The organism is Metallosphaera javensis (ex Sakai et al. 2022), assembly GCA_021654415.1.
Taxonomy (GTDB): domain Archaea; phylum Thermoproteota; class Thermoprotei_A; order Sulfolobales; family Sulfolobaceae; genus Metallosphaera; species Metallosphaera javensis.
The window spans coordinates 1513561-1534371 of sequence record AP024487.1 but is presented as its reverse complement, the minus strand read 5'-3'; the positions used below and the strand labels follow the sequence as shown (position 1 = coordinate 1534371).

22 protein-coding genes are annotated in these 20811 nt (G+C 49.4%); 10 read left to right on the top strand and 12 right to left on the bottom strand.

Annotated elements, in window-relative coordinates; all coding sequences use genetic code 11:
- Nucleotide 1: 1 nt before the first annotated feature.
- From QVC96_RS08915 to QVC96_RS08905, 3 genes are read right to left on the bottom strand one after another with little or no spacing between them, the layout of a single operon-like run.
- Complete coding sequence (locus QVC96_RS08915) at nt 2-295, bottom strand: Zn-ribbon domain-containing OB-fold protein (protein ID WP_287688970.1); 294 nt, start codon at nt 293-295, stop codon at nt 2-4.
- A gap of 1 nt (nt 296) precedes the next feature.
- The gene (locus QVC96_RS08910) at nt 297-1454 is read right to left on the bottom strand and encodes a thiolase family protein (protein WP_238026624.1); all 1158 of its coding nucleotides are present in this window, start codon (nt 1452-1454) and stop codon (nt 297-299) included.
- Between the two features lie 8 nt (nt 1455-1462).
- Nucleotides 1463-2206: a beta-ketoacyl-ACP reductase gene (locus tag QVC96_RS08905; RefSeq protein ID WP_238026623.1), complete on the bottom strand. Its 744-nt coding sequence runs from the start codon at nt 2204-2206 to the stop codon at nt 1463-1465.
- Between the two features lie 436 nt (nt 2207-2642).
- On the opposite strand from QVC96_RS08905, the gene QVC96_RS08900 reads away from it, so the two are divergent.
- Together QVC96_RS08900 and QVC96_RS08895 are read left to right on the top strand one after the other, a co-directional pair.
- Nucleotides 2643-3923 carry a hypothetical protein gene (locus QVC96_RS08900; RefSeq protein ID WP_287688969.1) on the top strand — a complete coding sequence of 427 codons (1281 nt, stop codon included), beginning with the start codon at nt 2643-2645 and terminating at the stop codon, nt 3921-3923.
- A complete protein-coding gene (locus QVC96_RS08895; protein ID WP_287688968.1) occupies nt 3905-4402 on the top strand; it encodes a hypothetical protein in 498 nt (165 codons plus the stop codon). Before QVC96_RS08900 ends, QVC96_RS08895 begins: the two co-directional genes overlap by 19 nt.
- Here the strand turns inward: QVC96_RS08895 and QVC96_RS08890 are convergent.
- Nucleotides 4390-4821, bottom strand: a complete 432-nt coding sequence (locus QVC96_RS08890) for a hypothetical protein (protein ID WP_287688967.1) — start codon at nt 4819-4821, stop codon at nt 4390-4392. The two genes, QVC96_RS08895 and QVC96_RS08890, sit on opposite strands and share 13 nt — an antisense overlap.
- Nucleotides 4822-4973: 152 nt before the next feature.
- Here QVC96_RS08890 and QVC96_RS08885 point away from each other — a divergent pair, with 152 nt between their 5' ends.
- Entirely contained in the window at nt 4974-5906 is a 933-nt protein-coding gene (locus tag QVC96_RS08885; protein ID WP_287688966.1) for a nucleoside hydrolase, read from the top strand.
- On the opposite strand, the gene QVC96_RS08880 is transcribed toward QVC96_RS08885, so the two are convergent.
- Both QVC96_RS08880 and QVC96_RS08875 read right to left on the bottom strand, forming a co-directional pair.
- Nucleotides 5903-6256: an ArsR/SmtB family transcription factor gene (locus tag QVC96_RS08880; RefSeq protein WP_238026617.1), complete on the bottom strand. Its 354-nt coding sequence runs from the start codon at nt 6254-6256 to the stop codon at nt 5903-5905. The genes QVC96_RS08885 and QVC96_RS08880 overlap by 4 nt on opposite strands.
- A gap of 302 nt (nt 6257-6558) precedes the next feature.
- Nucleotides 6559-7629, bottom strand: a complete 1071-nt coding sequence (locus QVC96_RS08875) for a transposase (protein ID WP_287688965.1) — start codon at nt 7627-7629, stop codon at nt 6559-6561.
- Nucleotides 7630-8337: 708 nt separating this feature from the next.
- Here QVC96_RS08875 and QVC96_RS08870 point away from each other — a divergent pair.
- The 3 genes from QVC96_RS08870 (at nt 8338) to QVC96_RS08860 (ending at nt 10113) form a co-directional block, all read left to right on the top strand.
- The gene (locus tag QVC96_RS08870; protein WP_287688964.1) at nt 8338-8949 is read left to right on the top strand and encodes a methyltransferase family protein; all 612 of its coding nucleotides are present in this window, start codon (nt 8338-8340) and stop codon (nt 8947-8949) included.
- A 190-nt stretch (nt 8950-9139) separates the two neighbouring features.
- A complete protein-coding gene (locus QVC96_RS08865; protein ID WP_238026614.1) occupies nt 9140-9682 on the top strand; it encodes a class I SAM-dependent methyltransferase in 543 nt (180 codons plus the stop codon).
- Nucleotides 9679-10113, top strand: a complete 435-nt coding sequence (locus QVC96_RS08860; RefSeq protein WP_287688963.1) for a hypothetical protein — start codon at nt 9679-9681, stop codon at nt 10111-10113. Before QVC96_RS08865 ends, QVC96_RS08860 begins: the two co-directional genes overlap by 4 nt.
- On the opposite strand, the gene QVC96_RS08855 is transcribed toward QVC96_RS08860, so the two are convergent.
- The gene (locus QVC96_RS08855; protein ID WP_287688962.1) at nt 10102-11514 is read right to left on the bottom strand and encodes an MFS transporter; all 1413 of its coding nucleotides are present in this window, start codon (nt 11512-11514) and stop codon (nt 10102-10104) included. The genes QVC96_RS08860 and QVC96_RS08855 overlap by 12 nt on opposite strands.
- Before the next feature lie 115 nt (nt 11515-11629).
- Between QVC96_RS08855 and QVC96_RS08850 the strand changes: the two genes are divergently transcribed.
- Entirely contained in the window at nt 11630-12775 is a 1146-nt protein-coding gene (locus QVC96_RS08850; protein ID WP_287688961.1) for an AAA family ATPase, read from the top strand.
- Between the two features lie 618 nt (nt 12776-13393).
- On the top strand, nt 13394-13726 hold the full coding sequence (gene sdx, locus QVC96_RS08845; RefSeq protein WP_238026609.1) for a sulredoxin: 333 nt from the start codon (nt 13394-13396) through the stop codon (nt 13724-13726).
- Nucleotides 13727-13797: 71 nt separating this feature from the next.
- Here sdx and QVC96_RS08840 read toward each other — a convergent pair whose 3' ends face one another.
- From QVC96_RS08840 to QVC96_RS08825, 4 genes are all read right to left on the bottom strand, one after another.
- The gene (locus QVC96_RS08840; RefSeq protein ID WP_287688960.1) at nt 13798-15264 is read right to left on the bottom strand and encodes a 4-hydroxyphenylacetate 3-hydroxylase family protein; all 1467 of its coding nucleotides are present in this window, start codon (nt 15262-15264) and stop codon (nt 13798-13800) included.
- A complete protein-coding gene (hpaD, locus tag QVC96_RS08835; RefSeq protein WP_287688959.1) occupies nt 15261-16187 on the bottom strand; it encodes a 3,4-dihydroxyphenylacetate 2,3-dioxygenase in 927 nt (308 codons plus the stop codon). The genes QVC96_RS08840 and hpaD overlap by 4 nt, the downstream gene beginning before the upstream one ends.
- A gap of 84 nt (nt 16188-16271) precedes the next feature.
- Nucleotides 16272-16751, bottom strand: a complete 480-nt coding sequence (locus tag QVC96_RS08830) for a flavin reductase family protein (RefSeq protein WP_287690464.1) — start codon at nt 16749-16751, stop codon at nt 16272-16274.
- Nucleotides 16752-16756: 5 nt separating this feature from the next.
- Nucleotides 16757-18232: an MFS transporter gene (locus QVC96_RS08825; RefSeq protein ID WP_287688958.1), complete on the bottom strand. Its 1476-nt coding sequence runs from the start codon at nt 18230-18232 to the stop codon at nt 16757-16759.
- 110 nt (nt 18233-18342) lie between these two features.
- On the opposite strand from QVC96_RS08825, the gene QVC96_RS08820 reads away from it, so the two are divergent.
- Together QVC96_RS08820 and QVC96_RS08815 are read left to right on the top strand one after the other, a co-directional pair.
- Entirely contained in the window at nt 18343-18957 is a 615-nt protein-coding gene (locus QVC96_RS08820; protein WP_287688957.1) for a helix-turn-helix domain-containing protein, read from the top strand.
- A 59-nt stretch (nt 18958-19016) separates the two neighbouring features.
- Complete coding sequence (locus tag QVC96_RS08815; RefSeq protein ID WP_287688956.1) at nt 19017-19820, top strand: acetoacetate decarboxylase family protein; 804 nt, start codon at nt 19017-19019, stop codon at nt 19818-19820.
- A gap of 19 nt (nt 19821-19839) precedes the next feature.
- On the opposite strand, the gene QVC96_RS08810 is transcribed toward QVC96_RS08815, so the two are convergent.
- Nucleotides 19840-20457 (bottom strand): DUF973 family protein, encoded by a 618-nt coding sequence (locus tag QVC96_RS08810; RefSeq protein ID WP_287688955.1) that lies wholly within the window; start codon nt 20455-20457, stop codon nt 19840-19842.
- Between the last annotated feature and the right edge of the window lie 354 nt (nt 20458-20811).

Below are 20811 nucleotides of genomic sequence, written 5' to 3'. Positions count from 1 at the left end.
TTCATGGCTCTCTCACGAATTCTGGTCTTCCCTTTCCCTGCACGGCCCTCACCCTGTCCCCTATCTTCACCTTATTCCTGACGTTGGCGTAGAGTCTGAACCCCTCATCCATCTCCACTATTGCGTAAATTCCGCCCTGGAATTCTGTATACGAGAAAATTTTTCCATTCCCTGAGCTCGTCCTCCTCTCCAGCCTGTTGCCGTGACATCTGGGGCATCTGTCCCTTGGGTAGAAGAAATTGTGCCCGCACTCCTCGCAGTGGAGGTACTCTATTCTACCTTCATTGAAGGTCATTTCACTCACCCAGTACCAGCGTGGTGGAGTGGGCCCTGTTCCATCCACCGATCCCGTTAAGGAGAACGGTGTCCACACCCTTCACCTGCCTCGGGCCTCCCATTCCGTTTAACTGGATTAGCCCCTCCTCCAGGATAACCCCACCGCTCATGTACGCTGGTTGACCCACGTTAAGTGAACCACCTCCAGTGTTTATGGGGATCTCCCCCTTGTAGGTGAAGTCCACCTCCTGGGCAAACTTACCTCCCTTTCCCTTCTCTGCGAGCCCTATGTCCTCTATCTGCAGGAGGACAGTGATGGTGAAGGAGTCGTAGAGCTGGAAGCAATCCACCTTCTCCAGTAAACTCCTCGCACCCCTGGCGCTTTCAACTGCGGGCGTTGAGACTATGTCCGGTAACTCGGGTGGCATCTCAGGCCAGTGTGCCTCGCCAAAGTACTTTATGGAGAGTGGCCTCATGTTGGACTTACCTCCGCTCTTCCCCACAACGAACACGTGAAAGCCATCAACTGGGTACACAATCTCCAGAAGTCTAAGGGGAGTGCTTATCATCCTGGAGGAGAGCACGTCCTCCACCTTGAGTGGATCCCTGTACATGGCCCTGGGGTTACCCTGAGCGTTGAACCTCTGCTTCACTGCAATGCTGGCCCTCTGCTCGTCGGTGGTACCGAAGAGGTGGGAATGTCTGGTTGCCACGAGGGCGTAGTCCGTTACAGGGTTCATGTCGTCGTAGACCCTGAAGACCTCATCAAAGGGGGTCAGCCTGATACCTGAGAATGCCCTATCCACGGAATCTGCGGTGACCCTCTTCTCCCTCACCGGGGAAGCCTTTCCCCCAACCAGGAGGATGACGTTATCGGCATCTCCGCTTGCCACCGCCTTCTCCGCCCTGTACAGCATGGCCAGAGCGGATGCCCCTCCAAAATCCACGTAATCCAGAAACCTAGGCCTTATTCCAAGATACTGGGCAAGCTGACTTGTGTAGAAATGGAGGGCCACGTTTCCGTCAAAGGTACCAGGGAGGAAGGTCGCAATTATACCATCAATCTTATCCCTGGTGAGCTGGGCCATCTCCAGGGCCTGATCCACGGCGGAAGACATCAACTGAAAGGTGGTGCCTGGGTAGGTTTTCTGAACAACGCTACCGAAACCCAGTATCATGATACCACCTAGAAGGTTAGACCCCCGGTCACACCTATTACCTCTCCTGTGATGTATGACGCCTCATCTGATGCCAGGAAGGCCACCAGGTTAGCCACATCCACGGGATCACCTATTCTCCTTATGGCCAGCCTCTCCATGAACTTCTCCCTGATCTTGTCAGGCACACTCCTGGTCATGGGAGTGTCTATGAAACCGGGGGCTATGGCGTTCACAGTGATGTTGTATCTCCCCAGCTCCTTGGCTAGGGTCTTGGTGAATCCTATGAGGCCGGCCTTTGCTGACGCGTAGTTGGCCTGCCCCACGTTACCTGTCCAGCTAAGGGAGGACATGTTAACTATTCGCCCGTGCTGTTTTGATATCATAGATTCCACAACCTGTTTGGTCATGTTAAAAGCCCCGTAGAGGTGAACCCTGATCACCAGGTCCCAGTCCTCCCTTGACATCTTCACGAAGAGCGAGTCCCTGATTATCCCGGCGTTGTTAACCAGGACATCCACGTGGTCGGTGCGGAAGTGGGAGAGCGAAGCCTCCACGAACTGGGCACAGGAGTCCCAGCTGGTGACGTCCAGGGGAAGACCTACAACTGGAAGGCCTAGCTTCTTCAGGTTCTCTGCACTCTCCTCGTAGTTCTTGAGATCGCCTATGGCAACGTTGAATCCCCTCTCCGCCAGTTTCTGAGATATGGCGTAGCCTATGCCACTTGCGCCCCCAGTCACCAGGGCTAAACTGTTAACGTGTTGAACCCCCATAGCATAGACCGGGAAGAGTGGGTAAAAAGCGTTATTAGGGTCTCAATCACACGCGATTTCTACAGCCAGTTGATCTCATCATGTTTTATTGAAGGTTTCCCTAAGCACTTGTGGAGGATAAGGAGGCACGCAATCTAATCAAGGAGTTAGATTGATGCGTGCGTCAAAATGTCGAGAGGAACTTCCCCCAAGTCCTCTTTTCATGATAATTTACTCGAGATGTGAAAGGGGTGTCGCCAACATCCCTTACACTATAATGATGGAACAGTCAGCGAGTTAGAGTAAGATAGTGGCACAGGTTGGCGACATTGTAAAAATAGACCTTAATCACAACAGGCCCTTCAAACCGGATCACTTCCCTGGGTAACCCTAAAACACAAAGCAACTATCCCTGTAATTTGAGGGGGATTTATATGTTATAATCAAATGTAATCCAATGCAACTGACTATCAAGGAACTGGGACCCATAAGGAACTCAGATCTGAAGCTAGGAGATCTCTCCGTAATATTTGGAAGGTCAAATACGGGAAAATCGTACATTCTCAAGGCTCTATACTCGTGGCTGTGCTTCCTTGACGAGGCAAACTCCTTCGAACTGGCTACGCTAATGACAGGTGACCTTGAAATCCCATCCCTTGTTGAAGGGGGTCAATTCTCGCGCCCCATAGATTTTAGGCGCGGAGTGGAGATGTTATTGGAGAGGTACTCCAGGCGCTTCACGTCATTGAACCATACCAAGCTAACTATTGAGGGGAAGGATGTGAATGGTCTCCTTGATTTAATCGAGAGGCAAAGCGAAATGCTGAGACTGGAAAAGCGAATTTACCCTTCGTATGGTCCCATATGCCCGGGAGCCAGTTACACGATTGAGATCGGGTTCGTCAACGGTAGTATTGACGTCTCAGTGACCAAATCTGGTACGGTAATGGACAGTGAGTTTTGCATGAGTGCCCTAGCAAATAAGATCAGGGCAAGCATAATCTCCTATTTACGTTCAGTTGTGATCCCACGAATGATGAAGCCGATAGGGGATAGCGTGAAAGTTCCTTCGGTAAGGCTTCTCAATCACGGTAGATTCCTGGCACTCTTTCATAAGGTGAGCCTTATCGATCCGTACTTCAGGAGTGCCTTCTACTGGATTGAAAGGGGTAAGGAGATGATCAGAAATGGAGCTGATGACGAGGAGGTAAGGAAAGTGTTTAACCTGAACATGAAGCTAGAGAGTGGTGAGCTACTCCTTGATGGCCTTACGGTTACCCTCTCCTCCTCCAGCCTCCTTGAGATGGCGGCTCTGAGGCTGAGCCTTTCAGATGGTAGAGGTGGACTTGTGTTGATAGAGGAGCCAGAGACCCAGCTAGACGTGATGTCTCAGGTTAGGATGGCTCTCATCCTCTACTCTCTAGCTAGAAAATTCAGGATAGCTATTACCACTCATAGCGAAATTATTCTTCTAACCCTCGCCATGCTAAGCTACTACCTTCCTTGCCTGGGAGATGAAGCTCTCACGGAATTTAAGAATGTATTTGGTAATACCGTAGAGTTCGTTAAACCTGTTAACGTCTCTTTCTATCACGTCATGGAGGGAACCTTAATGGAGCGCTCTGCTGGGGATATTCTCAATAACACCGAGATATTCTCTGAGGTGAACAAGAAGCTACTGGACCTCGGTTTAAACCTGTACGAGAAGTGGGAGGCTAGATGCCAACAGAGATCATGATAAGGGAAGGAGATTGCAGTATACGTTTAGATTGTTCCGTTTTTCTCTCCTTTGAAAACGATAACGTTGTCAGGGCACCTATTCCACATCCTGAGGGAATTTGCGTTAGACAGAATGAAATAGTATACATCGAATTGAAGGCAATGGGAAATCTAAAGGGTCAAGCCATGGATAGCATCGTTAAAAAGATAGGAAACCTTTTCATCCATAAATCCCAAAGGAATTTGGATATATTAGACGAGAAATACAGGAAAGTGGGCGATTTCATTGCTGAGTTGATAACACAGCGTGATTTCAGAATAGGAGTTTACATAGTAATCCCATCTCAGACGAGAGCCCTACTCTTTAGGGAAAAAGACCAGATCAGAAAAATGAAGAGTTTAGCTAAGGGGAAAATCGACCTCTTATGCATTCTAGTTTGTGGGACTACAGTGACAGGAGGAAATGGACCTGGGAGGGAGGACTGTTACAAGCCCTGACACAGCTTCATCACTCCCTTGGTCTTTGGATCAATTTTCAGTATTCTCCTTACGTCATCCCTGTTCCTCGGGAAAATTCCCTTAGATATGAGGTAATAATATGCCAATCCCGCATTGGCTATCCCCTTAGCGCACTGCTCTATAAACCTCTCCCTAGCCTTTTCCCTTATTCTGTCTAAGGATATCTTCACGCTTAGGTTCTTTAGAACGAAGTCTCCATTGAGATAAACATTGGCGTAAAAGGGTTCCTCCTTGACCAGCTCCACGAACTCACCTGTGGTGAGTACGTGAAGGTCTACCTCCTTCAGAGGAACCAAGAAAGTGGATATGGTCTCCTCCGCCTCAGAGTAAGTGTCGGCTACCACAATAACATCCATGTCTCTCTCTAGCGTTCCGAAGAATCCCAGAAGTCTAATCACGAGAGAATTTCTTCAGCAAAGCAATTAAATGAAGCGGTACTGGCGATCACGTGAGCTGATAGCGCGAAGCGAAGCAGGGCTTAGTGCTATCTATCTCCGACCCTGCCCGTGATCCCAGAAACTTCTTTTAGTTCATGCATGAAAGAAGACACATGAGGCATTTCATCATAGATTGCGACACGGCTGAAGATGATATCTTCAGCTTTTTCCTTCTCCTTCACAGGGGAGCTCAAGTCCACGGAATAACAGTTGTGGAGGGAAATGTTTCCTTCCAGGTTGAGGTTAGGAACGCTCTATGGGCGTCTGAATTCGCAAGGAGATACTTCCACGTGAATGTCCCCGTGTATCCAGGGATGGAGAGGCCTCTGGTGAAAGATTTTAGGACAGTGGAGAACGTCCACGGGACCGGGGGAATAGGTGATTCAGCACTGGAGGCATCTAGCGCTCCAGAGAAGAAACATGCGGTTGACTTCATCCTCGAGATGGCTGATAGATACCCGGGGGAGCTGGAGTTTCTCGCAATATCTCCTCTCACCAACCTGGCCATGGCATACTTGAAGGACAGAACCCTCCCTGAGAAGTTGAAGAAGGTGTGGGTGATGGGAGGAACCATAAACGGTCACGGCAACATAACCCCCGCCGCAGAATACAACATCTGGGTGGATCCTGACGCTGCAAAGCTCGTGTTCAATGCGGGATTTGATCTAACCATGGTTTCCTGGGACCTGATAACACAGTACACGGTTAACGAGGAGTGGGAGGAGATTAAGAGAATGAACACGGAGATGAGTCAGCTGTACGTGAAGTTCTACACGCATTACAGAAACTTTGCCATGACGAGGCAGAGGATGAAGGGGAATCCCCATCCCGACCTGATCACCACGGCGGTGGCCCTTGACCCTGGGGTTGCGACCCACGTGGAGAGGCAGTTCGTGGACGTGGAGAATTGCGATTGCCTCACCAGGGGAGCAACAGTGATAGACTACCTGGGAGTACTGGGTAAGGAACCCAATGTGAACGTGGTTTACCAGCTAGACAGATCCAAATTCATGAACATGCTCTTCCAACTGCTGAAAGGTAATTAACCGGGTTGCGTGACCTTCCCAGCCTTTTCCTCTCTCACTATCTCACAGGACAGGATTGACTTGCTGTGTCTGCTCACGTGATCTATGGCCTCGTTTATTATTCTCCTCACGGCCTCACCATTGAGGGAGTAAACCGAGTATTTCCCCCTCTTCTCCACGTTCACCACCCCACAGTTCCTGAGGCAGGACAGGTGGTGGGATATCAATGACTGGGATTTCCCCAGGGCAGAGGATATCTCCTGAACTGTGGCCTCATGATCCCTCAGGTACAGGGCAATCTCCAGTCTCGTCCCGTCAGATAGCGCTGAGAAGAAGGACTCCAGCTCAAGTATCAGCGGTCTGTTATCCATGAATTAGTATCTCTTTTTACGCTTAAAAACATACCCTTTACCTACAGGTCTTGCATCCATTGTAAGTTGAACTTTACCTCAACCTTGGACAATTCTATCAAGTATTAATTAAGTAAAAACTCTCATTAATTACAGAAGGAATAAATTTTTAGATGTAGACTCTATCTAAAAAATGTCGAGAATATTGTAAAATGTATAACGAAGTTCCGCTAAATAACTTGAGTGATCTTACTCATTTGTTGCTAACGAGCTCATTTGTTGCTAACGAGCCAGGTTGAACAAACTGTAGCACTTTTCGGAACTTACCTCAGGCTGAACAGTTTCTTGGTATCACCCACCTCAAGGTAAAGGGTTTTAAGCAGGCGGGAGAGCCTCACGACACCCAGGCTCTCCCCAAGGACGTATCTCAGGGAGAGGAGGAAGTTCAACGTGATCGAGATGAGCTTGACGTAGCCCAGGTTCCTCCTCCACGTCCTGAACGAACCCTTTTCCAGGCCCAGAGCCTTCAACTCCCTTATAACCACCTCCACGTCCCACCTGTTCTCCCACGCGGTGAGTATCTCCTCAGGGGACATGGAGAGGTCGGTGGAGAAGAGGTATCTCCTGCCGTAACCCTTATAGTCCTCCAGTACAACTAATTTCAAGGGGACTCCCAGGTACGTGACGTGGTGTTCTCCCTCGGGGAGGAGTCCAACGGGCACGGACCTGTCACCCTCGACGACCCGTGCGCTGGACTTGAGGGAGGACACCACGTCTGAGAGGAGGGTCCTCCCGTTCACGTACCAGGAGTCGAAGGTTATGACCTGTACGTTGAGCTCCCTCCTCAACCTGTCCAGGACCTGGAGGGTCATGTCCACCTTCGTGGAGAAATTCAGGTCCTGTCCCACGGCCTTGGCCATCTCGGCCACCTTCCTGGCCACGTACGCGTCTACGTGGACCAGGTACACCTCGCCCGTGACCAGGTCCCTCACCGTGACCACCAGGAGCTGGATGGCGGGGATGAAGGTCCCCTTCACCCTGGAGTAGAAGAACATGGCCAGGTTCCTGGACACGGGCATGGCCCTGGCGTAGGCCTTCTCGTCGAAGGTATCGTCCACCGCCACCTGCACGGGGTGACCTCCAACCAGGAGCTTCACAATCGGGATGAGGTCAACCTCGGCCAGCTCGTCTAGCTTGCCCAGCACGCTCTCGTAGTCGAAGCCCAGGGCCTCGGCCATACTCGCTAGGCTTCCCCTCTCCGAGATCACAGCCAAAAGCAGCTTCCTCACAACGTCAGCCCTGAACTTCCTGAGCACCTCCCTCAGCGCGTTGAGGAAGTCCCTCCTCCACCTTAATGCCTCCTTCAGTTTCCTCAGCCACTTTCCCCTTCTCATTATTCAAAACGCGTATTACCCAGGTAAAAAACTTTTCAAGGGCCAAGGCACTGACGTCAAGTTCAGGGAAATGCTAAAACTGGTATATTGCCACGATGATATATACCTCATATTGACCATTTCCGTAAAGAGGGTACATTGAAATGCACACTGGTTGAAAGTATTGCGTCCTAACCTGCGGTAGTGGTACGCCTAGATTAATTCCATTTGCGGTTATTTGAGAAGTAAATGGAGCCATCACAATATAGCCCTGTGATTGTAACCCTTCGATAAACATGTTGGCTATCACCGATTGATACGCCCTATGAGTCAATGCTAGAGGGAATGAGTTCCCCACTATCCTAATGAGCTGGTTTGCCAGAGCCGGGTTTGAGGAGAATTGGTTAGCTAGCTGGAGTTCGGTACTATTTATGAGACTTAATGTTTATGTATTGATCAATTGGATATCCCGCTATCACGGTCATAGCTCCCATTGCCTTTCCAATGTCTCCCATACTTGTGGTATATCCCAAGAATTGCCCCGAGGTTTGGTGGATATCCCAAAAAGGCCTGTCGTCGCCCATAGATCGTAACAGAGTCATATGTCACTACATAGATTGGGATTGTGTAGTTTGGATTACCAAATATATCAGTACAGCAGTGTTGTCTTTTCGGGATCAATCTCGCCATGCCAGAGAATTTTAATACAAGAAGTTAGAAAGTTATTCAATGATTAATGAGATTGGAGAAACCACTGAAATCTTTTTCGGATTGTTATATGGAACTCTTGCTGTGGAATTACTGTTCGCATATGTACTACCTAAGGTTAGGAAAGGAGGCAAAACTGGGAGAAGGGAACGTAAATCCAGAGAATTTAAATCCTTTGTAACCCTAATACTTTCTCTATATGCAATTTTCTTTATGGATACCTTCTTCATGTATTTTTCCTATTACTCTGGATTTGGCGAACTACCATTTCCCCTGACATACTTAGGGGTGGTGTTGACATTAGGGGGTATAGGGTTTAGGCTGTGGGCAATTTTGACTATGGGAAAATTCTTTTCTCCAGTTGTGACCGTGCTGGAGGATCACAGGGTGGTGGATTCAGGTCCATATGTACATGTAAGGCATCCAGCTTACAGTGGATCCATAATAATGCTGATCGGAATAGCAACTACCTCAAGATCGATCTTCTCATTGGTTCTTTCACTTATTGTATCTCTTCTTGTTTATAATCACAGGGCGAAGTTGGAGGAAAGACTCTTGGTTCAGGAGTTGGGAGATGAGTATATCTCATACATGCATCGCGTTACCAAAAGGTTCTTTCCAAGAATAATATAGGGATAGATAACCCTTCACCATTAATCTACTCTATGTCGCTTGTTCCCAAACAGTTAAGGTTCGAGAACACAACACTATTAGATCACTTGAAGCAAAAACTCAATTAAACTCTTGAGTTTAAATTAATAACTTAGATTTCTACTTAATACATTTATGAGAAAAAATTTAATCTCCGTCTCCACTTCCACTTATGGTTCAGGACAGGAGAATACCACCATTCGTGCTGGATAATCCCATAAGGAGGGCCTTCTCTCCTCCCACCAGAATCGTAAGCAGGTTCAGGGATTCGGTGAAACCCGGGATGGTGGTCCTTGATGTGGGCTCTGGGCCAGGGTTCTTCCTCCCTCTCCTGTCCAGACTTGTGGGTGAGAAGGGTAAGGTCTGGGCAGTTGATCCTGACCCTAGAGCAATTGAAAAAGTGAAGAGGAAGGGGCTTAGCAACGTTGAGGCCAGAGTGGGATCTGCCAGTTCCCTTTCCTTTCTGGAGGACGGGAGTGTGGACTTCGTGTTTTCAAACCTGGTCATATGCTGCCTTGTGGATCATAAGGGAGCAATCTCAGAAATGAGAAGGGTCATGAAGCCAGGTGCCAGGGCCTACGTGAGTTCCAGGAAGGGAAGAGGAAGGGATCCAAGGGCTGTCACGGAGGAAGAATGGAGGGAGATCCTCTCCACATTCAAGGTGATAGAGAGCGGTTCATCTTTCATGGAATGGTGGGCCCTGGTGGAAAAATGAGATGGGTTCATGGAGGGGCAAAGTGGGAGAAGTGCGGTCCGTGTTACGCGGATTTCCTTCGCGGTGTTCAGCACCAGAACTCCCTGAATTGCTGGAAGGTGGGGATCCCAATCTCTTCCCTTAAGGTGGACCTGAAGGAGGTGCTGATCATTCTGAACGAGCTGGGAGTTCCCTGGAAGTACTCCCACTTCGGGCTTCCCCTGAGGCTCGCCAGCAGGGGGATCATAATCCTTTACTTCTCCTCTAGGCGGGAAATGGAGTCGGTGTTGAGGGAACTCTCCCCCCTTGTTGGGAGGCCCTCTATCCTGGAGAGAAAGTTCTTCGATGCCTTCGTTAACGTGGATTGGATCCAGGGGATAAACTACAGGAGGGGTTGTCCCCAGTATGACAGGTTCGGGGACTGGAGGAGATGGCCCAACTCAACTGGTTAGCATGGGAGATTCCCTTATCCTAGTTGCGAGTATCACCACGCAAATCACAGAGGCCATGGAAATGAGGAACGAGTACTGGAAGGCCTGGATCGAGGGAATGAAGGTGAAGAGAGGAATGCTACCAAGGAAACCGGAGAACAGGGGAAACTTATACGTGTCCTGAAGCGATCCGCTTATGATGGGTCCCAACGTGTTTCCCATCAATCTCATGGAGGTGTTTGTGCCCGTGATCGAGGACATCTTCTCCCTTGAGGATGATGCCAGAAGGAGGGTGATCCTGGTGACGTTCATCCCAGAAATGAAGAATAGCACCAGGACCAGAACACCCATGAGTTCCGGTACGCCTACCTTACCCACAACCCATCCAAGTAAGCCCAGAGCTCCGGTTGAGGCCACGGATGAGGATAGGATTACCCTCTTGTAACCTATCCTGTTCACGAGGCTCCCAAAGAGCGGTCCGCCAATCAGGAGGATAAGGGATATGGGAGCCATTGTCTCTCCAGTCTGAAGAATATTGTAACCATAACCCACAGGCCTGGGTAGCTCGAAAATGAACACGAGGGATTGAAATGTCAGAAAAAGCCCGAATCCCGTTATGAACGAGGAAAGAAGGGGAACTGCAATGTTGGGATTCTTGAGATCTTCAGGGTTGATGAGTGGGTTGCTGACCCTCCTCTCGCGGAGACCAAAGTACACCAGGATAAATCCACCGAGAGCCAGGAGGGAGAGGAACCCGGGAGAGGTCCAGCCCCAGCTGGGGGCCTCTGTGAACCCAACCCCTATCAAGAGAAACCCTAGGGAGAGCAGACCAACTCCCACAAGATCAATCCTCTCCCCCGTTCTGACGGTGGAGCTGGGAAGAAGGAGGTAAACCAGTATCACGCTCGCGATGAGGAATGGAATGGAAGTTATATACGCGAATTGCCATGAGTAATACTCAGATATGAAGCTACCTATGGGTAGAGCTACTGCTGCCCCAACCGCGAACGTGGACGCTATTACTCCCTGAGCTACAGGCAGTTCCTTATTGCTCAGTCTCTCCCTAAGAAGGGTATACGCCAGGGGATTTATGCTCAGCCCTATCCCCTGTACCGACCTTGATGCTATGAGTATTGCGAAATTAGGTGAGAGTGAGGTTAGGGCTACCGAGATCACGTAGATTGAAAGAATGGACATTAGTACCCTCTTCCTTCCCCAGGAGTCAGCCAGCCTGCCTATGAAGGGGGCGAGTCCCATTCCAGCCAGAGTCTCCGAGGAGAGTATCCAGGAGCCCTCCGAAGAAGTGACATTGAACTGGGTCTCTATCTTGGGCAATGAGGGCAGGACCACCATCTCCACGTACATGGTCATTATTGATATGAAGGCGAGAATGGGCACATACTTCCAGAACTCGCTCCTCATAGTAGATATATCGATAACAGGATTAATTTGCTTTGCTAGGGTGAGTGCGACGAAGATGACACAGAATAACGCAAGAAACCTTTTATGCATGGGTACCCATGTTTCACGGGTACCCATGAAATTTATCTTCGGCAAACCCACGGACGATCCCTTTGACAGGGAAAACGAGGTTTCCAGCTTGATGGAGATGATCAGGAGGAGGCAACCAACTGCGGTGGTGGGAGTGAGGAGAATCGGGAAAACCTCCGTCATCCTGCGCAGTCTCAAGGAGATTGACATCCCCAAGGTTTACATTTCCCTAGAGGATTTTGTGGAGGGGAAAAGTTTCGATCTGGCTTCCTTTCTCTCCTTTTACTCTTCAGCAATACTCACCGAGCTGGTGAAAAGCCTTGATCCATCGGTGAAACTGCCCGAGATAATGAAGGTGAAGGGAAGACAACTCATTGAGAGATTGAGGGAGATCCTTGGTTATGTTAAGATAAGGTTCAATTTTCCCCCATCTGAGATTGAGGTCTTCCTGGACGAGAAAAGGGGAAGAAGAGAGTCACTGCCGGCGATCCTGGACCTCCCTCAGGTGCTAGGGGAGAGATTTGGACTGAACTTCGTGGTGTTCCTTGATGAATTCCAGTTCTTGAGGCTGGCATCCCAGAACTATCCCGGGATATTTCATTTGATGAGAAGCAAGTGGCAGTTCCACAATAGAGTAACATATGTGGTCTCGGGTTCCTCCGTGGGTATACTGGAGAGGATCTTCGGCAGTAGAGAGGAACCCTTCTACCAGTTCTTCTACCCTCTCTACATAAGGCCCTTCACAAGAGAAATCTCAGTTAGGTTTCTGGAACAGGGCTATCAGGAGGAGGGGAAGGACTTCGAGGAGATCGCCCTGAGCTTTGCCGTGGATCAACTGGACGGAATTCCAGCCTGGTTGAACTACTTTGGGCTGAAAACCCTGTCCTGCGGGAAAGTGGACTTTGAGTGCGCCAGGAGCAAGCTAGGGGAGATGGTGGAGGATCCATTGATAAGGAACATTGTGGCCGAGGAGTACGCGAAGCTGGGGAGGAACGCGAGGAAAATTCTGAGATTCCTGGCTGAGAGGGGTGGAAGGTCAACATTGAGGGGGATTGAACTCAACAGATCCGGGGTGAATGAGGGTATCAAGAGCCTCCTGGGTGAGGGTTACGTGAGGAGGGAGGAGAGAGGGATTTACCAGGTGGTTGACCCCATAATTGCGAAAATCCTTCCCAAGCTGACGCTCACGTAATTTCCACGAGTCTCTTTCGTTTCTGAAATACGCCTCGCCCTCTCCCCGTCAACCACGTGTAATTCTACTGGGGAATTGAGGGGAAAGGAGTCTGTCAACGGGGTTTAGTAATATCCCCTTCCTCAACTTGATTTCCTTATCGCTGAGAGGTCTCGGAGAGATCACGAGAATATCTATGTCACTGAGGACCGTAATCCTGTCCTCCGTCGCTCACCCAAACATGTACCTTCATCCGGGATCTAGCTCTCTTACAGCGCTTACACGGCCTTGGTGTACTCCCTACATGGAGAGATGCCTGAATTTATCCCTTACTCAGCTCGACATTTCTGGAAATCTCCTCCAGTTCATGATTTCCTCCATTGATCTCAAAATTTCCTCCACCTGAGTTCTATCGTATTCCACGTCTCCATCTGCTATCTATGTAGACGTTCTCTAGATTAGTGGCGAATCTCTCCTTGACCTTGTTACTCCTTAATTTCCCTGCCTCTCAGTTCAGAGAGTGGCGATCACTGATCTTCCTAAACCGTTCCATTTTCCATTATAATTTTCTGGTTATTCCAGAACATATATATTTTTATAAAATGAAATATTTAAGAGAACTAGTAAAGAGCACATGCTATGACTTGGAAAAGAACCATAAGTGCAAGGGCTCTTGAAAAGGCAGGCCACGCCGCAGTTAAGGTGGATGATAAGGTGATTTTCATAGCCAATATCAACGGAACCCTCCATGGAATGGACGCCGTCTGTTCCCACGCAAGATGCATTCTAGGCGAGCTTGACGCTCAGAACTTAACGGTGAAGTGTCCCTGCCATCACGCAGTGTTCAATCTGAAGACCGGGGAGATGCTGGAACCCCCATACGTGGCCAAGGATGCTCCAAAGGAAAAACTTGGACTAAAGACCTATCAGGTCAGGGACAATAACGGATGGATTGAAGTGGACGTGGAATAAAGAGGATAAGAGTAACCTCCTCATTGCGTAACCAGGGCCCCCTAACCGTGAAACACACCAGGAGTCCATTTTTACGCCTTAGGGTTGGGCATCTGATCTAGGATTTCCTTGACCAGTTTCACGAACTCGTTTTTCCTGTCCTTGAAGACCTCTGTATAGGTCTGGGCCCATCTGATAGTTGGATCTCCTCTGCTGAAACGATCGTACTGCTCATACCTCATTCCAACTTCAGACCCTATCACGTCCCAGAGGAGGTTGAAGGTCTTCACTCTCTCAAGGGCGTCAAACCCCTTCATGGCCATATACTTCTCCAGGTAAGCCCTCTCCTCCGGGTTAGTGAAATCCTTAGCCCCTGCTGGGATCGGTATGGAGGAACCGGCACTTATGAGTCTCAGGATTTCGTTGGCCCTTGGAACTGCCTTCATGTTGAAGTGACTGGCGGAGATGGAGATGTATGGATCCGGTCTCACGATGTTGGGCAATTCCTGAGCCCTGGCCACGGAGCCGTAAAGGGCAGCCTCGTTCAGCGCCACGTACAGGAGAATCTCACCTATCTTCTCCTGAACATTGATGAAGGTACTAGTTCCCGCTGCCTCGGTGATGGTCATGGCTAGCCCAGCCAGAAACTTAAGCCTCGTGTAGTGCTGTATCATGAAGTGCCAGTTGAACCATCCCCTCAGTCCCACGGTATGCCACATCAGGTCCTCTATGAGTTCAGGCTTCTTGAAGAAAATGATCCTGTCCCACGGAACCAGCACGTTATCAAGGACTAGGATAGCGTCAGCCTCATCCCACCTCGAGGAGATGGGATACTCGAACTCTCCGCCTTCCCTTGGCTGGAATCCCCTCCTGGCTATAAACCTCACTCCCTTGGTGGTCGTGGGAATGGAAAAGTAAAGGGCATACCTGGGATCGGAGTCCCTCCTCATATTGGGGAGGTACCACAACATTTCAGCGTAGGGACCTGCGGTGCAGATCATCGCTGCTCCCCTCACCACCACTCCTTCCGGTCTCTCCTCCGTTATCCCAACCTGTATGTATGGGTCCTCCCACTGGGACGGGGGTCTTGATCTGTCGTACATTGGGGCAACAATTGCGTGAGTGTAAAAGTGATCCTTCTTCGTGGATTCACGATAGATCTCCATGGCGTTCTCCATGAACCTGGAACCGAAATGTTTCCCGAAATAATCCTCAGCATGAGCGAAGAAAACCATGGTCCAGAGATTCATGTAATCTGGACTTCTTCCGAAGAAACCTCTGTAGAACTCGTAAATCTTGACCAGCCCCTCCCCCAGTTTAAGGAGATCCTCCTTACTCCTTGGCCTAATGAGGCTTATGCTCGTCTCCTCACCCACATCCCTGTTGTACGCCCTCAATCCCTCCACTTTCCAGTGAAGATCATAATAACTTGCCACCGTTTTGACAGGAATCCTGAATGCCGGATGGTTCACCACATCCTTCACAACCTCGCCCTCATAGTAGGTGACTGGTGGGTTTCTGCTTATACTCTCCACGTAATCACTTCCCTTCCTTATCATGCCTCCCACCTCCGCAACTCACCGTTAAGGTTTTCCACTGGCATCCACTCCTGAAGCCAGGAGTCTGGGATTGGCCTTCCCCAGAAGTCGCTTCTGAATCTGAACTGCTCATGGGTCCACTCCACGGTTCTCCACTTATCCGGGTCCAATACCTCGTAATCGTTGGTGAAGAACTCCAGCCTGTTCATGTCCAGGTCCCTGAGGTAGATGTAATATCCCTCTGTGGCCCCGTGTCTCCCCGGCCCCCTCTCTATGTTATCCCAATATCCCATAGACGCTAGAAGGTCGGCCGCCCTTATCACATCCTTTACGTCGTGCACGTAGTAGGTCTCGTGATGGAAGCCTGGAACTTTCTTCTTGGACTCGGCTATTGCCACCTCGTGCGAGTTACCTCTCCTGGTGAGCCAGACCACAGTCTTCCTTCCCGTCTTGTCTAGGAAGTGTTCCGTTTCCACAAACCCAAGTTCCTTGAAAAACCTCTCCTCCCTCCCCAGATCGCCCACCATGTAATTCACGTGGGCCAACTTCACGGGAGAAACTCCGCGGTGAAGGTGAAACTTCAACCTGATGTCACCCACGTACTCCATATCCTCGTAAAAGAGCAAAGGAACTCCTCCAGGAGACTCCAGAAGGATCGAGTCCTCAACTCCCTTCTCCTTAAATTTCACTGAGTTTCCCAGTTCCCTCGCCTTGTCAAGTCCTTCTCTCACCCGGAAGGCAATGTAGCACAGACCCGGCGAACTTGCCTTCTTCAGGACTAGGCTGTGGTGCTGTCCCTCCTCTATCCCCCTGAGATAGAGGTAATCTCCATCCTTCTCCGTCTCCACGAAACCCAGAAGATTGACGTAGAAGTTCTCCGCTCTCTCCAGGTCGGTTACCCTCACGCATACATGGGAGAGTCTAAACACGTTCAAGTTATTCATGCATCTATTTTAATTTACGAATTTTATTAGGTTTACATCAAACTGGTTAAAGACCTGGAATCTAAAAGATTGAAGAACTTCCCTTCAGGGAAGGCAAACCTTCCTGTAGTTCCTCATGTAATGAACCAGTGGGCTCGGTTCCCTGCTCAGGTTAACCTCCTTCACCTCTCCCACTATGATAGCATGATCTCCTATATCCACAACCTGACCTCTGGTAGCGATCAGGTAAGCGTAAGCGTCACTCAGGATGGGAACTCCCTCACCTGAGAGTTGATACTTCACCTCCTGAAACCTGGTCTCCACAGGCTTGGTGGCAAAAGTGTCAAGTACCTCCCTGCTGTCCACAAGGTTGACGGCAAAGCTGGGGCTGTCCCTGAACGGCAAGTCGTTACCCCTACTCCTATCGGCAATGAAGAGAACCAACGGAGGGTTCAGGGATAGCGAATTGAACGTGTTCACGGTCATTCCCACCAGCTTACCCTTCCATTCAGTGGTTACCACTGCCACACCCTGCGGATACCTTCGCATTAAATCCCTTAAGCCCTCGGAAAGGTTGATTTCCATGTAACTCACGGAGATATCTCGTCAAGCCTCTTATTAGCCGTTTTATGCCCTAGAGTTACAGCAATAACAGTTGAGATGATCTGGAAAGATGCTATTAGCAGGAAAACCTCAATGGCCAATCCCGTGGTAACTCCGCTGGACACTAGAGATGCCACGAAGGACGCAACTGCCACCGTTCCCACTCCTCCTCCTATATGTCCCAGTCCGTCAGTGAGGGCAAATCCCGTAGCCCTCGCCCTCGTGGGGAAGCTCTCCGCACTCCACGCGTAGGACACTGGAACCCAGAGATTGAAACCGTAAAACAGTATTGATGATCCTAGGAAGGATAAGGGCAAGTCTGTCTTGGCTAGCGCTATCACAATTCCTCCCACCACGGTGAAGATCACCGAAATTGCGGTCCACCTGCTTCTCTCCAGCTTATCTCCAACGAACATTATGGTGAGGGCACAGAGGATGAACCCTATGTCTCCAAAGGAAGCTATAATGCCTGCCTCTGGTGGGGGATAACCCAGCGACGCGAGAATTGTGGTTAACCCCGCAGCCAGCACGTAAACTGTCATGTATCCAAAGAACCACATGGGAATTAGGACCGCAAGTCGCTTTGCATACCTTCTATCAAGTATTACTGCCTTCAATGAGTCAAGATAGGACAACCTCTCCACCACGTAGGGAGGTATTACTGCTGGAAGGGGAGGGAGAGACCCAAGCTTTCTGGATGCCCTCTCCTCCATCTGTTTCACCACTGTCTCAGCGTCAGCTATCCTCCCCCTGGATATTAGCCATCTGGGAGATTCGGGGAGATTGAACCTGAGAAGCAGGCCTATCAACGCCAGGAGAGCACCTATTCCGTACATCACTCTCCATCCGTTTAAAGCAAGGAATCCTGAGCCTCCCAGGGCGAAGGGAAGGCCCAGAGGGAAGGGAGATGGAGGGGTGGTCAACAGAAGTCCGAGCCACAGACCCAGACCCGCTCCCAGTGTGGAGAACAGGAACACAAAACTGGTGTACTTTGCTCTTCCACTCGTGGGAGCTACCTCCCCTATGTAGGTGTTAACCACTGCCAGATCCGCGCCAACCCCGACTCCGGTGATGGTCCTGGCCAGGAGGAAGTTGGGGTAATCATTAACAAACGCATTATACAGGCTTCCCAGACCCGTTATAGCCATAGTTATCATGAGCATGTTCCTCCTGCCTATCCTGTCCGATAGGGGAGAAAGAAGGAGGGACCCAACTATATACCCCACCAAGTTCAGTAACACTGCTGGTCCCAACAGGACCCCTATCTCTGGGGAGGAGGGACTGCTCACGTGAAATATGGTGAGGGAGGTCTGGATGAAGGAGACGTTTATGTCAAAAATATCAAAAAACGTGAAGAGGAATCCCATCCCCAGTATGCCTATGAAAATGTACGAGAGCGACCAGATGGGCAATCTATCTATCCTGGCGACTATTTCCCCTGCCTTTACGGACTTTTCTGCCATAATTTGGGAATTGTTCATAGTAATTAATCCGTTATATCAAACTAGTTTAATATTGAAACATTATAAGTATAAGGTTATTACGGTATAAACTAGATTATAGATGATGGAAAATGGTGCTTAAGAAGGTGACGATTGGGGTGATTCACGATGGATGCTGGACATCGGAGACGGAGGAAAGGGCAATTACCATGAACCTGGAGGTTTACCCTGACAAAGGATACTTGAGGAGCTGGCTTGTTTCTCCGTCAAGGGAACTTGGGAAAAGGATGGCATCGCACAGGTCTGTCAAGAAATTGAACAGGGTTTACGCTAACAGAGGAGACACGCTTCTGGATTTCCTGAACGTATATGAGGGTTCCATTGCGGGTCTGCTCTACTCCAGAGAGGTGTTGATTCTAGGAAACTACAACGAGAGGGGAACGGAATTCTGGACATTTGTTACGGGGAGTGGAACGCTCAGCGAACTGAAGGGGAAATTGTCCTCCCTGGGAAAGATAGTCCGGGTAGGGGTTGAGGACTTCTCGCCCAGTTACCCATATCTAACTGAAATGGAAAGAAAGGTATTCTGGATGGCCCTCAATAACGGCTACCTCAATTACCCCAGGGAGATCGAGGCTGAGGACCTAGCTAAGGTTCTGGGAGTGAGCAAGGTAACCTTTCTATATCACTGGAGAAACGCTCAGAGAAAGATCCTGAAATACGTTTCAGATCACCTGGTGTTCTGACTCGTTCCGTGAAACTTGTTAGAGATATCTTTTAAAAATAGAGCGAGGGACTCGATTCCATGTCCTCCGAAAAGGATTTCACAATGCCCATAACCAGGACGGGCAGATCGCAAACGGTTTTCCCTCCACCATGGTATTACGGCGTCACGTATATAGCATCTCACGTGAGGTTCAGCGGGGCAGAACAGATTATTCCAGAGTTCATGAAGACCGATGGGGAAGGTTGGGTATACATTGCAGAGTTCATTTCCACGGCTGAGTCCAACTGGGACTACATGTACCTGGAGCCGGACCTGGTACAGTACATGGAGGGCGCCATAGGGCTGAAGGTGGAGTACAAGGGAAAGAATTACCTCTATTTCCCCTACATGTGGGTGGATAAGGATTGGGCCCTCGTTAGGGGATGGCTGGATGGATATCCCAAGAAGATTGCCAACATAAGGATGACGAAACTTCATCCCCTCCTGCCAAAATACAATAAACCTGAAACTGACCTCAAGATGGGCGGTTACGTGACCAGGGGAGGTGGAGTAATGTTCAGGCTGAGGGTTGAACTTGAGGGCAAGACTGATTCACTTCCCCTGAAGAACTTCGGACCCTTTATAAACGTGAGAAGATTTGCCTCCAGGGGAGAAGGAGAGGATGACGTATACGAGATTGTGAGCAGGTTAAGAGATGAGAGCAGGTACGGAGAGATGTGGAAGGGAACGGCGGAGGTGGAACTTGGAGGCTACGTGAACGATGAGGTTAACGTCCTCTCCGTGGACCAGGTGTACGGTGGGTATTATTACACTCTCTACTTCAGGGTAACCAAGACTGTCCTCCTAGACAAGGTAAAGGGACAGGTGGAGAAAGTAACGTAAAAAGATTTTCTTGTTGCGATTATTGCGAATATATTACTGTTACGTAAACTGACGTATTATTATCCAGGTTCACCTTTATCCTGTAAGCCCCTCCGGGGACCATGGTTTGAGGTAATGATGAGAAGTTTATGGACACGTTGTTATTTCCGGGATTCAGGAACATGGGGTTGATGCTGATCGCGTAGGTGTCCACTCCTTCCAGGGATGCCCCCATAATCCTTGCTTGGCCTGAGGAGTAGAGGGTGAAGTTGGCGGTGTTATACCTGAGAGTTCCCTGACCTACCTGATAAATTGACACGTTTGGCTGGCCCTGTTGCGGTAAAGGTGAGGGTGGAGTGGAAGGTCCGTATCCCTGTCCAGGTCCTGTCCCCTGTCCATAACCCGGTGGATAGGGTTGAGGAACTGCGGAGAAGTTGATGGAGCCAAGTCCTATGTAGGATATGATGAGACCAATGAAGTTTATGAACGGGATCGCAGTGATTATACCCCCTGTCTTCAGTGTGCCATTGTTGTACCTGTCGCCAATGAAATAGAGGGCTATTCCTACGAGAATGAGACCCACAAGGTTGATATATGGAATGATAGCCAGTATTACCCCAACCTTTCCCAGCACCATGTTGGGAACGTAGGGATCCAAAGGCCGAAAACCCTCCATAGAGCCTTATTAATGCTATGATGCCAATCACTACTGCTATAACCAGAATTACCAAACCTACCGCTATTCCAGCAATGCCTCCCGCAAAAAAGATGATGCCTATGATGGCCAAAATTGCCGCTAAAAACTCAAAGGCTATTCCGCCCCTGAGTCTGGAAATTCCATTCATTTCTTGTGGTGATGCCATAAATATAAATTGATCACGATTATATTAAGTTTTGTCGAAAACTCCATTGGTAATTTGCGAGGCATTACGCAATGTGATAAATGACGAATCAGTTAATATTTCTTTTTAGAAATCATCTTGACAACTGCCATGAAACGCAAGAGTTTAAT

Excerpts from the sequence above, each read along its gene's own strand:
- QVC96_RS08895 (WP_287688968.1), top strand. The coding sequence starts at position 3,905 with ATGCCAACAGAGATCATGATAAGGGAAGGAGATTGCAGTATACGTTTA.
- QVC96_RS08875 (WP_287688965.1), bottom strand. The coding sequence starts at position 7,629 with ATGAGAAGGGGAAAGTGGCTGAGGAAACTGAAGGAGGCATTAAGGTGG.
- QVC96_RS08840 (WP_287688960.1), bottom strand. The coding sequence starts at position 15,264 with ATGATAAGGAAGGGAAGTGATTACGTGGAGAGTATAAGCAGAAACCCA.
- QVC96_RS08870 (WP_287688964.1), top strand. The coding sequence starts at position 8,338 with ATGATTAATGAGATTGGAGAAACCACTGAAATCTTTTTCGGATTGTTA.
- QVC96_RS08815 (WP_287688956.1), top strand. The coding sequence starts at position 19,017 with ATGTCCTCCGAAAAGGATTTCACAATGCCCATAACCAGGACGGGCAGA.
- QVC96_RS08900 (WP_287688969.1), top strand. The coding sequence starts at position 2,643 with ATGCAACTGACTATCAAGGAACTGGGACCCATAAGGAACTCAGATCTG.
- sdx (WP_238026609.1), top strand. The coding sequence starts at position 13,394 with ATGACTTGGAAAAGAACCATAAGTGCAAGGGCTCTTGAAAAGGCAGGC.
- QVC96_RS08860 (WP_287688963.1), top strand. The coding sequence starts at position 9,679 with ATGAGATGGGTTCATGGAGGGGCAAAGTGGGAGAAGTGCGGTCCGTGT.
- QVC96_RS08850 (WP_287688961.1), top strand. The coding sequence starts at position 11,630 with ATGAAATTTATCTTCGGCAAACCCACGGACGATCCCTTTGACAGGGAA.
- QVC96_RS08830 (WP_287690464.1), bottom strand. The coding sequence starts at position 16,751 with ATGGAAATCAACCTTTCCGAGGGCTTAAGGGATTTAATGCGAAGGTAT.
- QVC96_RS08910 (WP_238026624.1), bottom strand. The coding sequence starts at position 1,454 with ATGATACTGGGTTTCGGTAGCGTTGTTCAGAAAACCTACCCAGGCACC.
- QVC96_RS08820 (WP_287688957.1), top strand. The coding sequence starts at position 18,343 with ATGGTGCTTAAGAAGGTGACGATTGGGGTGATTCACGATGGATGCTGG.
- QVC96_RS08825 (WP_287688958.1), bottom strand. The coding sequence starts at position 18,232 with ATGGCAGAAAAGTCCGTAAAGGCAGGGGAAATAGTCGCCAGGATAGAT.
- QVC96_RS08880 (WP_238026617.1), bottom strand. The coding sequence starts at position 6,256 with ATGGATAACAGACCGCTGATACTTGAGCTGGAGTCCTTCTTCTCAGCG.
- QVC96_RS08855 (WP_287688962.1), bottom strand. The coding sequence starts at position 11,514 with ATGAGGAGCGAGTTCTGGAAGTATGTGCCCATTCTCGCCTTCATATCA.
- QVC96_RS08865 (WP_238026614.1), top strand. The coding sequence starts at position 9,140 with ATGGTTCAGGACAGGAGAATACCACCATTCGTGCTGGATAATCCCATA.
- QVC96_RS08915 (WP_287688970.1), bottom strand. The coding sequence starts at position 295 with ATGACCTTCAATGAAGGTAGAATAGAGTACCTCCACTGCGAGGAGTGC.
- QVC96_RS08905 (WP_238026623.1), bottom strand. The coding sequence starts at position 2,206 with ATGGGGGTTCAACACGTTAACAGTTTAGCCCTGGTGACTGGGGGCGCA.
- hpaD (WP_287688959.1), bottom strand. The coding sequence starts at position 16,187 with ATGAATAACTTGAACGTGTTTAGACTCTCCCATGTATGCGTGAGGGTA.
- QVC96_RS08885 (WP_287688966.1), top strand. The coding sequence starts at position 4,974 with ATGAGGCATTTCATCATAGATTGCGACACGGCTGAAGATGATATCTTC.